The sequence below is a fragment of the Streptomyces sp. NPDC015171 genome, from assembly GCF_043079545.1.
Lineage (GTDB): Bacteria > Actinomycetota > Actinomycetes > Streptomycetales > Streptomycetaceae > Streptomyces.
Genome location: NZ_JBIBUO010000011.1, coordinates 331,947 through 340,585, shown reverse-complemented (window position 1 = coordinate 340,585; position 8,639 = coordinate 331,947). Strand labels below are relative to the sequence as shown.

Below are 8,639 nucleotides of genomic sequence, written 5' to 3'. Positions count from 1 at the left end.
TCGCCCACTGCTCGTCAGAAAGATCCCCTCGCCCCACACCGCGATCATCACGGCGCAGGGCGAACAACGAAGCCCACTTCTAAAACACCCCCTAGGCCCCTAGGTCCCGTAGGTCCCGTAGGTCCCGTAGGTGGGGCTACAGGCCCGGGCCCGCGCCCAGGTCGGCGTCGGCCACGGTCTGCAGGACCGGGGCGATGACGCTGGCCTGGGGCATCTTCAGGCTCGGGAGGCCGAAGTTGGCCGGGTTGGGCGGGGTCAGCGGGGCGTCCAGGTTCAGGCCGGGGCCGAGGGTGCGCAGGCTGGACGCGGGGAGGTCGATGCCGACGTGGTCGAATCCGTCGCCGAGGGCGTGCGGCAGCGGCACCCGCAGGTGCGCGCCGGGCAGCATGCCCGTGATGGGCACCCGGGGCAGGGTGTGGTCGGGCAGCAGGCGTCCGGTGACATAGCGGGGTCCCTCGGGCACGCCCGGCGTCAGCAGCGGCAGCTCCAGGTACGCCTTGGGCATCTCCAGACCCGTGGACTGGGAGACACCGTCCAGCGGCACGGGGACCGGGATGGGGCCGGGTGCTGCGGCGGCCGGGGTGGCCGCGGCCCCCACGGCGGCCGTGACGCCCGTGATGACGGCGGCAAGCGTTGCTCGGGTGGTCGACTTCATGTCAGTACGGTCCCTTTCAGGATGCGGGGGGTTCGTCGTCCGTACCGCGTAACGAGCCGGAAAACGCCACCAGCGCACTTTTCCCCCGGCTGCCGCAATAGTCAGCTGGTCATTGTTCAGCTCGTCCAGAAGTCCCACCAGCGGGTGAGTGCGCGCATTCCGATCACATCGGGGTGCGGCGGGGAAAGCACCGGCCGCATTCGGTGAAGAATCCCTTCAGGCGGCCGGGCACGGGCAGGAATGCCGCGCGGGCGCCGCCCGCCCCGGTGAGCGCCGGCAGCAGGCCGGACCGCCTGCCGCCGACGGGGTTCTCGGGCATCAGCCGCGCAGGCTGGTGGCCGGCAGGACGACGTGCGCGGCGGCGGTCAGGGTCTCCTCGGCACCGGCGAACGCGGCCAGCGCGGCGGGGTCGACGGCCTTGCCGGGCTCGCCCTCGGGCCAGGCGCGGGTGGTGAAGACGAGGTAGGCGTAGCCGCGTTCCCGGACGGCGGCGAGCCACTCCGGCGGCGCGTCCGCCTGGGCGACGAGCCGTGGCATCCGGACGATCGCCTGGCCTGCCTCGACCAGCAGGTTGACCGGGAGGCTGGGCCGGCCGGTGCCGTCGACCAGCGCGCCGCCGACCGGCAGGCCGCAGCCGGTCAGCATCTGCTCGACCGCGGCGGCGGTGCCCTCCGGGCCTGCCGCGGTGTCGCCGAGGGAGTAGGCCAGCAGATAGGGCATGTCGGAGCCGTCGGGGGCCTCGCCGCTCCAGGCCAGGACGACGAGCGTGCCCAGCTCGGCGGGACGGTTTTCGGTGGGGGTTGAGGTCACCGCGCGACCCTATCGACGGGGCCGCGCGCCGCCCGGGGGCCGCTCACTCTTACGGACCAGTGCCCGGGAGCGCTCCACACGAACGAGGGAAGCGGCCTCGAACATGCCGGAGGCCGGTGCCGCGGATGCGATACCGGCCCCCTGTCCGCTCGCGGAGCGGGAACGGGGTGTCAGCGCTGCAGGGGCATGCCACCGAGGAGCGGATTGTGCCGGTTCACCGCGGTCGTGGCGGTCTTGGCCGTGTGGAGCAGGGAGTCCTTGTTCTCGGTGTTGAGCGCGTCCGACTGGTGCCGCAGCGGCATCGCGTCCTCAAGGGTCAGCGGGCCCTTGGCGATCCGGTCGACGGCGCCGTTGAGGCTGGTGGGCGTCACGTCGTCGGCCTGGGAGGCGAACGCGGGCGCGGAGACGCCCACGAGGGCCACGGAACCGGCAACGACAGCGGCAGCCTTCAGGGACTTCATCGTATTCCTTTCTTCGGCAACTCATGTCACCCCAGGGAATTCTGACGCTGTGCCTAACGACTTCCGGCCGGGCCGGAAACCCCGTGCGGAGAAGACATATGAAATCCCCGACAGACCTTGGGGATTCGCCGTGTCGCCGCCGGCCGCCGGCCGGCGGGACATCAGCCGGCGAGAGGTCAGGCCGGCCGTCAGCCGGCCGTCAGCCGGCCGTCGGCGCGCTCGGCTCGGCGGCGGTCGCGGACGTGCTCGGCTCCGCGGTGAGCGAGGACAGCGGGGGCAGGTCGGTCAGGCTGGGCGCGGGGAGCCCGCCGCCGAGGAGGGTCGACGTCAGCAGGTCGACCAGCCCGGAGACCACGTCCGTGGCGGCCGACAGGAGCCCGCCCAGGCCGTCGGTGACCGCCTTCACCAGGTTGTCGACCGCCTTCTGCAGCGCGGCGAGCGCGTCGCCGGCGAGGTCACGGGACGCGGGCGTCACAGCGGCGGGCGCGTGCCGCGGCGCCCCGAGGGCGGTGAGCGCCGCTGGTGCCGCGGAGCCGACGGGGGCGGACGGGGACGCCGGGACCGACGGGGACGCGGGCGCGGAGGGGCTCGCGGGTGCGCTGGGCGCCGCGGGCTTGGCGGGGCTCGCGGGGGCGGTCGGCGTGGCGGATGCCGACGGCGACGCGTCGGTCGCGGGCTTCACCGTGGTCGACGGGGTCGCCTGAGCGGCGGGCGCGGTCGGCGTCGCGGGGCTCGCCGGAGCGGCGGGCTTCGTCGGCGTCGCCGGAGCGGCGGGCTTCGTCGGTGTCGCGGGGGCCGTCGGGGTGGTGAGGGACGCGGGCTCCACCGGTGTCATCGGAGCGACCGGCTTCGGGTCGGCGGCGGCCCTGGCGATGGCCTGCTTCGCCGCCTCGCCCAGCCTCCTGGCCTCGTCGGCGGGGAGCCTGCCCTTCTCCAGGGACTGATTGAGCAGGTCGATGACCGGATCGAGCACGGAGCCCGTGTTGCCGAGGGCTCTGACCTGAGCGAGCAGCTTCTCCTTCTCCGCGGCCGGGACAGCCGCCCCGGAGGCCGTACGCCCGTGCTCCCGGGCCGTGTCGGAGGCGACGGCGGCCGGGCCGGTGATGCCGGCCAGGACGGCCGCGCAGAGGACGGTGGACGCGAGACGCCGGGCGGGCAGATCACGCATGGGGGTTCCTTTCGGTGAACAGTGGGACCTGAGCCCACCGTCAGTTCACCGATCGCACACCGCAACCGCTCGTACACCGGCCTGATCCGTCCGAGGGAGCACACGACCGGCCGTCCGCCCCGCGGCTGATGCGCGGGGCGGACGGCCGGTCGAAAGGGTGCGCCCCGACGTCAGTCGTTGACGCAGGTGTTGCCGAACGCCGGGTTCAGCAGGCCGATGATGTCGACGGTGTTGCCGCAGACGTTGATCGGCACGTGGACCGGGATCTGGATGGCGTTGCCCGACAGCACGCCCGGCGAGTTGGCGGCGACGGCGCCCGCACCGGCATCGGCGGCAGCCACGCCGACACCGCCGGCGACGGCCGCGACGGCGGCAGAGGTCAGGACCAGGCCCTTGGCGATACGCGACATGGAGAGATGCTCCTTGGGATCGACACAAACATCCGGGCGGGATACCCGGCGTTGTGTCAACGCGCGGCACCTCGTGGGGTTGTGCGGCCGATGGGGTGATATGCGCAGCGGAGACCTTCACGCTTCCGACACACTTGTCCGGTTTCGCCAGATTAGTACGTATAGCGACTAGAGTTGCGCATCTCCCCAGCACGTGCGAAAGGGCACCGCCGGTCATGCGCAAGTTCCTGGGTCCGCTGCGTACGACGGCGGGCGCCCCCGCCTTCGGCCCGCGCCACCACACGGCGCGGCGGGCCGCCGCGAACGGCGACTCCGGCGTACTCTCCGTCGGCGACGACTCGTTCGGGACGCGCACGCGCTCCCCCGGCCCCCGGCGTACGCCGGTCGCACCGGGCGACTGCGCCGGTCCTGAAGACGGCGTACCCCACTCCACGATCAGCGGACCGGGCGGCGTACCGGCCCAGGGGGTTCCGGCCTACGCCAACACGCTCGGCTACGGCTCCGACGTGCGCGAACCAGGTCCGGCCCCCGGTCCGGCCCTACGCCAAGGCGGTGACCAGCCGGGCTTCCGGCTCGTTCCCCACCCGGACGCGGCATGGGCCGGTGCGCTCTTCGTCGCCGTGGACGCCCGGAGCTGACGGCGCGTTCACGACCGCAGTCCCGAGCGCCCCCGTGAGCGAGGTAACCCGCGAATGCACCAGCCAGCACGCGCCCCCGGCCCCCGGGTCCTGCACCTCGCGCAACCCGTCGACGGCGGTGTCGCCCGGGTCGTGCTCGACCTGGCACGGGCCCAGCTCGCGGCGGGCCTGTCGGTCACGGCTGCCTGCCCCGGCGGCGCGCTCGCCGCGGACCTGCGGGAACTCGGCGCCGATGTCCGGCACTGGCAGGCGGCGCGGTCCCCGGGACCCGGCCTGCCGGGCGAGGTACGACGGCTCGCACGCCTGATCGAGGAGGTACGGCCCGAACTGGTGCACGCGCACAGCGCCAAGGCCGGTCTCGCCGCGCGGCTCGCCGTCCGCGGGCGCATCCCGACCGTGTACCAGCCGCACGCCTGGTCGTTCGAGGCGGTGGGCGGCGCCACCGCGGCCCTCGCCCTGCGCTGGGAGCGGTGGGGTGCGCGCTGGGCGGACCGGGTGGTGTGCGTCAGCGAGGCCGAACGCGCGACGGGCCTGCGGGCCGGGGTGCGCGCGGCCTACACGGTCGTCCCGAACGGCATCGACACCACCCGCTTCGCTCCGGCCCCGCCCACCGAACCGACAGCCTCGCCCACCGAACCGGCAGCGCCGCCCGCCGAACCCACGGTCGCATCCATCGAACCCACGGTCGCGTCCACCGAACCGACAGCCCCGCCCGCCGAACCCACGGTCGCGTCCACCGAACCGACAGCCCCGCCCGCCGAACCCACGGTCGCATCCATCGAACCCACGGTCGCGTCCACCGAACCGACAGCCCCGTCCGCCGAACCCACGGTCGCATCCGTCGAACCCACGGTCGCGTCCACCGAACCGACGTCCGCCGGACCGCCGGTCCCGCCCACCAAACCGGCGCCCGCCACCACGACGGCCCCGCCCACCACCACGACGGCCCCGCCCGCCGACCCGGCGCCCGCCGAGCAGCCCTCCGCCGAGCAGCCGCCCGCCATCCAGCCGTCGGCCGCGCAACCGTCCGCTGAGCAGCCGTCCGCCTCGCGGGCGCCCGCCGCGCAGGCGCCCGCCGCCGTGACCGGTCCGCTCGTCGTCTGTGTGGGCCGCCTGTGCCGGCAGAAGGGCCAGGACGTGCTGGTGCGCGCCTGGGAGGACGTCGTCGCCGCGCTGCCGGGGGCCCGCCTCGTCCTGGTCGGCGACGGCCCGGACCACGCGGCCTTACGCCGGCGGGCGCACCCCTCCGTGCGGTTCACCGGCGCCGTCACCGACGTCGTGCCCTGGTACCGGGCCGCCGACCTGGTGGTGCTGCCCTCGCGCTGGGAGGGCATGGCGCTCGCCCCGCTGGAGGCGCTGGGCTGCGGACGTGCCGTGGTGCTCACCGATGTCGACGGCGCCCGCGAGAGCCTGCCGCCCGCGCTCGCCGCCCGCTGTCTGGTGCCGCCGGAGGACCCCGGGGCACTGGCCCGTGCGGTCACCGGGCTGCTGTCCGACCCGCCGCTCCGCGCGGCCCTCGGCGCCCAGGGCCGCCGACATGTCATGTCCCGGCACGACGTGCGGCACACCGCCGAACGGATCGCGGCCCTCTACCGCGAACTCCTCGGCCGCACCCCGGCGGCGACCGGTGAACCAGCCCAGCTCGTGCCCTCCGAGTGCAGGGAGTCCAGCCACCCGTGACTGCGGAAAGTACCGTCCCCTCCCCCGGCGCGTCCCCCGGCGCGCAGCCATGGGACCGCGGACTCTCATCCGTCTCCGTCCTGCCGCCCCGCGTCGCGGACGGCTTCCGGTTCCCGCTGCGGCGCCCGCCGGCGCGGCCCGCCTCACCGCTGCCCCTGCTCGCCGCCGACCTGCTCGCCGCCCTGGTGGGCGCGTTCGCGCTGGACGAGACCGCGCATCGGCCGGTGCTGGCCGCCGCCCTGGTGTCGGGCGCCCTGCTGCTGCGCCCGTACGCGGGCCGGCCGGTGCCCGGTGTGCTCGACGAACTGCCCGCGGTGTGCGGGCGGATCGCGGTGCTCTGGCTGGGCCTGGCCGCGCTGCTCGCCGCGTACGACCCCGAGCGCGCCCTCACCGCCCCGACCCTGCTGCTCGGCTGCGCGCTGCACACGGCGGCGGCCGGTGCCGGCCGGGGCGCGGTGCACTGGCGGCGCCGGATCGCACTGCTGCGCCACCCCCGTACCGCCCTGGTGATCGGGCCCGCCGCGACCGCGCAGCGGGTGTCCGCCGCGCTGCTGCGCAACGCGCGCTGCGGGGTGCGGCCGGTGGGCGTGGTCGCGGAACACCCGGACGGCACCGGCGGGCTGCCGGTGCTCACCACCGGCGAGGAGGTGGAGCGGGCCCTCATCCAGAACGGGGTGCGGGTCGTCCTCACCGTCCACCCGGCCGTGCGCACCGCGCAGGGACCGCTGCTGCGGGCGCTCGCCGGATCGGGCTGCACGCTGTGGGAGGTGGACGCGGACTGCCCGGCGTACGAGATGCGCGACCAGCTCGCCGGGTTCGCCGTGCGCCGGCTCGACCTGGGCGCCGGGCGGCGCGGCAGCGCGGGCAAGCGGCTGCTGGACGTGGCCGTCTCCGGGACGCTGCTGGTGCTGGCCAGCCCGGTGCTGCTGGTGTGCGCCGCGGTGCTGCGCTGCACCGACGGGCCCGGCGTGGTGTTCCGGCAGGAACGGATCGGCAAGGACGGCCGCCCCTTCACCCTGCTGAAGTTCCGCACCCACCGCCCGGTCGACGAGCACGAGGCGGCCACCCGCTGGAGCGTGGCCGGGGAGCAGCGGATGAGCCGCTTCTGCCGGTTCCTGCGGCAGACCTCGCTGGACGAGCTGCTCCAGCTGTGGAACGTCTTCTGGGGGGACATGAGCCTGGTCGGACCGCGCCCCGAACGCCCCTACTTCGTGGCCCAGTTCAGCAAGACCTACCCGGGGTACGCGGCCCGCCACCGGATGCAGACCGGCATCACCGGCCTCGCCCAGATCAACGGGCTGCGCGGCGACACCTCCATCGAGGACCGGGCCCGCTTCGACAACGCCTACATCGACAACTGGTCGCTGTGGCAGGACGTCTGCATCCTGCTGCGCACCGCCGCCGCGCTCGTGCGCTCCACGGGGAGCTGACCCATGGCCCTGGCCCTGCCGCTCCGCCGCCCCGTGCGCCTGTCCCCGGTCCTTCCGGTGGCCGCCGTCGTCGCGCTGCTCGCGCTGCCGGTCGCCCCCGGCGGCGAGGGCGGCGCCGGCCCCGCCGACGCGCTGTCCGCGCTGGTCGTCCTCTTCTGCGCGGTACGGCTGCTGCGCGCGCGCAGCCGCCCGCTCAGCCGGACCGCCGCCGTGGTCCTCGGCCTGCCGGTGGCCGGTGTCGCGCTGGCCGCGCTGCACGCGGTGTCGCCGGGCGACGGGATCACCGGACTCGGCCGCTACCTCCAGGTGTTCGTCCTGGTACCGGCCGCCGTCGTGCTCCTGATCCGCGACCGGGCCGACTTCCGGCTGCTGTCCTGGTCGCTGGTGGCCCTCGCGGCCTGCCAGGGGGCGATCGGGGTGCACCAGTACGTCACCGGGACCGGGGCCTCGTACCAGGGCGAGGACATCCGGGCGGTCGGCACCTTCGGGCCGTCGGACGTGATGGGCATGGCGACGGTGGTCGCCTTCGGCCTGGTCTGCGCGACGGGTCTGGCGCTCGGCCGGAGCGCGGCGCGGGAGCGCGCCGCCGCCGTCTGCTGCGCGCTCGCCCTGGCGGTGCCGCTCGCCCTGTCCTTCAGCCGGGGCGCCTGGATCGCCACCGCGCTCACCCTCACCGTCCAGCTGGCCCTGGCCGGGCCGCGCCGGGCGGTGCGGATCGGGGCCGCCGCGGTGGCCGCGGGCGTGGTGCTGGTGGGCGGCCTCGGCGTGGGCACGGCGATGCTCCAGGAGCGCATCGACAGCATCACCCATGTCACCGACGCCCCCGACCAGTCGGTCACCGACCGGTACACGATGTGGGCCGCGGCCACCGACATGTGGCACGACCGCCCGCTGACCGGCGTCGGGCTGAAGGCGTTCCCCGAGTACCGCGACGGACACGCCTCGCTCGCGCTGTCCTCGGGCAGCGACACCGAGGGCGCGGGCGCCGCCTACCGCAGGCAGCCGCTGCTCTCCCCGCACAACATGTACCTGCTGGTCCTCGGCGAGCAGGGCCTGATCGGGCTGCTCTGCCTGGCGGGCGGCTGGCTCGCGCTGCTGGTGTGCGCCGTGCGCGGCCTGTGGCGCACCCGGGCGGCCGGCGGGCGGGGCCTGGACTGCGCGCTGGTCGCCTGCGGGCTGCTGGTGTGGCAGCTGGTGGACTTCGGGTACGCCGACATCGGCGGCCCGTCGACCGTGCTGACGGCGGTGTGCTTCGGCCTGGTCGCCTGGTGGGCCCTGGTCGGCGGCGACCGCCTCACCCCCGCCGGCGGCATCGCCGTACCGGCCGGCCGGGACCCGGTGACGGGGGAGGCGGCCCTGCGATGACGGTGTCCTCCCTCAGCGCGAG

Annotated in this window: 10 protein-coding genes; 4 read left to right on the top strand and 6 right to left on the bottom strand. The window is 75.2% G+C overall.

The genetic code is table 11. From position 1 onward, the window contains the following. Window positions 1–136: 136 nt before the first annotated feature. The 6 genes from ACF073_RS28770 to ACF073_RS28745 form a co-directional block, all read right to left on the bottom strand. Window positions 137–655: a hypothetical protein gene (locus tag ACF073_RS28770; RefSeq protein WP_392074296.1), complete on the bottom strand. Its 519-nt coding sequence runs from the start codon at window positions 653–655 to the stop codon at window positions 137–139. 163 nt (window positions 656–818) lie between these two features. Beyond that, window positions 819–974 carry a hypothetical protein gene (locus tag ACF073_RS28765; protein ID WP_392074295.1) on the bottom strand — a complete coding sequence of 52 codons (156 nt, stop codon included), beginning with the start codon at window positions 972–974 and terminating at the stop codon, window positions 819–821. Further along, the gene (locus ACF073_RS28760) at window positions 974–1,465 is read right to left on the bottom strand and encodes a DUF5949 family protein (protein ID WP_392074294.1); all 492 of its coding nucleotides are present in this window, start codon (window positions 1,463–1,465) and stop codon (window positions 974–976) included. Before ACF073_RS28760 ends, ACF073_RS28765 begins: the two co-directional genes overlap by 1 nt. Before the next feature lie 170 nt (window positions 1,466–1,635). Continuing rightward, entirely contained in the window at window positions 1,636–1,926 is a 291-nt protein-coding gene (locus tag ACF073_RS28755; protein WP_392074293.1) for a hypothetical protein, read from the bottom strand. 199 nt (window positions 1,927–2,125) lie between these two features. Next, window positions 2,126–3,094: a hypothetical protein gene (locus ACF073_RS28750; protein WP_392074292.1), complete on the bottom strand. Its 969-nt coding sequence runs from the start codon at window positions 3,092–3,094 to the stop codon at window positions 2,126–2,128. A gap of 170 nt (window positions 3,095–3,264) precedes the next feature. Continuing rightward, window positions 3,265–3,504 (bottom strand): chaplin, encoded by a 240-nt coding sequence (locus tag ACF073_RS28745; protein ID WP_392074291.1) that lies wholly within the window; start codon window positions 3,502–3,504, stop codon window positions 3,265–3,267. A gap of 215 nt (window positions 3,505–3,719) precedes the next feature. Between ACF073_RS28745 and ACF073_RS28740 the strand changes: the two genes are divergently transcribed. Genes ACF073_RS28740 through ACF073_RS28725 form a run of 4 tightly spaced genes read left to right on the top strand, consistent with a single transcriptional unit; the run spans window position 3,720 to window position 8,617 of the window. Continuing rightward, window positions 3,720–4,142, top strand: coding sequence for a hypothetical protein (locus ACF073_RS28740; protein WP_392074290.1), 423 nt, complete (start codon window positions 3,720–3,722; stop codon window positions 4,140–4,142). Window positions 4,143–4,196: 54 nt separating this feature from the next. Further along, window positions 4,197–5,822 carry a glycosyltransferase gene (locus tag ACF073_RS28735; protein WP_392074289.1) on the top strand — a complete coding sequence of 542 codons (1,626 nt, stop codon included), beginning with the start codon at window positions 4,197–4,199 and terminating at the stop codon, window positions 5,820–5,822. After that, a complete protein-coding gene (locus ACF073_RS28730; RefSeq protein WP_392074288.1) occupies window positions 5,819–7,252 on the top strand; it encodes a sugar transferase in 1,434 nt (477 codons plus the stop codon). Before ACF073_RS28735 ends, ACF073_RS28730 begins: the two co-directional genes overlap by 4 nt. Window positions 7,253–7,255: 3 nt before the next feature. Further along, on the top strand, window positions 7,256–8,617 hold the full coding sequence (locus ACF073_RS28725; RefSeq protein WP_392074287.1) for an O-antigen ligase family protein: 1,362 nt from the start codon (window positions 7,256–7,258) through the stop codon (window positions 8,615–8,617). Window positions 8,618–8,639 lie beyond the last annotated feature (22 nt).

What these genes read in the sequence shown, in the direction of transcription:
- ACF073_RS28770 (WP_392074296.1), bottom strand. Translation starts at nt 655, where the DNA reads ATGAAGTCGACCACCCGAGCAACGCTTGCCGCCGTCATCACGGGCGTC.
- ACF073_RS28765 (WP_392074295.1), bottom strand. Translation starts at nt 974, where the DNA reads ATGCCCGAGAACCCCGTCGGCGGCAGGCGGTCCGGCCTGCTGCCGGCG.
- ACF073_RS28755 (WP_392074293.1), bottom strand. Translation starts at nt 1,926, where the DNA reads ATGAAGTCCCTGAAGGCTGCCGCTGTCGTTGCCGGTTCCGTGGCCCTC.
- ACF073_RS28750 (WP_392074292.1), bottom strand. Translation starts at nt 3,094, where the DNA reads ATGCGTGATCTGCCCGCCCGGCGTCTCGCGTCCACCGTCCTCTGCGCG.
- ACF073_RS28745 (WP_392074291.1), bottom strand. Translation starts at nt 3,504, where the DNA reads ATGTCGCGTATCGCCAAGGGCCTGGTCCTGACCTCTGCCGCCGTCGCG.
- ACF073_RS28740 (WP_392074290.1), top strand. Translation starts at nt 3,720, where the DNA reads ATGCGCAAGTTCCTGGGTCCGCTGCGTACGACGGCGGGCGCCCCCGCC.
- ACF073_RS28735 (WP_392074289.1), top strand. Translation starts at nt 4,197, where the DNA reads ATGCACCAGCCAGCACGCGCCCCCGGCCCCCGGGTCCTGCACCTCGCG.
- ACF073_RS28725 (WP_392074287.1), top strand. Translation starts at nt 7,256, where the DNA reads ATGGCCCTGGCCCTGCCGCTCCGCCGCCCCGTGCGCCTGTCCCCGGTC.